Below are 1,584 nucleotides of genomic sequence, written 5' to 3'. Positions count from 1 at the left end.
ATTAGAATCTAAGAGAACTAGAATCGATTGGAAAATCGAACCAAAGATAGTGATAGTCTAGTATAGGTAATCGAAGATAATATAGCAGTACCCTGAGTAGTGCGGGACACGAGTAATCCTGTATGAATCCACCGGGACCATCCGGTAAGGCTAAATACTCCTGAAAGACCGATAGTGAACTAGTACCGTGAGGGAAAGGTGAAAAGAACCCTAAGTAAGGGAGTGAAATAGAACCTGAAACCGTACGCCTACAAGCGGTCGGAGCACATTAACTGTGTGACGGCGTGCCTTTTGCATAATGAGCCTACGAGTTACTGTTACTAGCAAGGTTAAGGATTTAAGGTCCGGAGCCGTAGCGAAAGCGAGTCTGAATAGGGCGACCATAGTTAGTAGTAGTAGACGCGAAACCGAGTGATCTACCCATGGGCAGGTTGAAGCTGTAGTAACATACAGTGGAGGACCGAACCAGTTGACGTTGAAAAGTCTTTGGATGACCTGTGGGTAGGGGTGAAAGGCCAATCAAACTCGGAAATAGCTCGTACTCCCCGAAATGCATTTAGGTGCAGCGTTGAGCAAAAGTTTTATAGAGGTAGAGCTACTGATTGGATGCGGGGGCTTCACCGCCTACCAATTCCTGACAAACTCCGAATGCTATAAAATGTTACTCAGCAGTGAGGGCATGGGTGCTAAGGTCCATGTCCGAGAGGGAAAGAACCCAGACCATCAGCTAAGGTCCCCAAATATATGTTAAGTTGAACTAACGAGGTGAAACTGCTTAGACAGCTAGGATGTTGGCTTGGAAGCAGCCATTCATTTAAAGAGTGCGTAACAGCTCACTAGTCGAGCGGTTTTGCATGGATAATAATCGGGCATAAACATATTACCGAAGCTATGGATTTACGTTGAAAGACACGTAAGTGGTAGGGGAGCATTCTATTTGCGCCGAAGGTGTCCTGTAAGGAATGCTGGAGCGGATAGAAAAGAAAATGTAGGCATAAGTAACGATAAAGGGGGCGAGAAACCCCCTCACCGAAAGACTAAGGTTTCCTCAGCGATGCTAATCAGCTGAGGGTTAGTCGGGTCCTAAGGCGAATCCGAAGGGAGTAGTCGATGGATAACAGGTTAATATTCCTGTACTTCTTATAATTGCGATGGGGTGACGGAGTAATGAAAGCACCGCGAACTGACGGAATAGTTCGTTGAAACATGTAGCTATTAGAACTGTAGGCAAATCCGCAGATCTAGGTGAAATGTGATAGTACAACAAATCTTCGGATGCGTTGATAGTGTGCCTAAAGGCTTCCAAGAAAAACCTCTAAGCTTCAGATTATAAGAACCCGTACCGTAAACCGACACAGGTAGTTGGGATGAGAATTCTAAGGTGCTCGAGTGATTCATGGCTAAGGAACTAGGCAAAATAGACCCGTAACTTCGGGAGAAGGGTCGCCCATCTTCGGATGGGCCGCAGTGAAAAGGTCCAGGCGACTGTTTATCAAAAACACAGGGCTTTGCTAAATTGAAAGATGATGTATAAGGCCTGACACCTGCCCGGTGCTGGAAGGTTAAGTGGAGTTGTTAGCTTTG

At 46.0% G+C, this 1,584-nt stretch carries 1 rRNA gene; it reads left to right on the top strand.

The features are described 5' to 3' along the window. Nucleotides 1-1,584 (top strand): 23S ribosomal RNA (locus tag DPIF8902391_RS04295); the annotation flags it as partial.

It is taken from the genome of Tenacibaculum finnmarkense genomovar ulcerans (assembly GCF_900239495.1).
GTDB classification, from domain to species: Bacteria; Bacteroidota; Bacteroidia; order Flavobacteriales; family Flavobacteriaceae; genus Polaribacter; species Polaribacter ulcerans.
The sequence above is the reverse complement of the archived record's forward strand: the minus strand, read 5'-3'. Positions and strand labels throughout refer to the sequence as shown.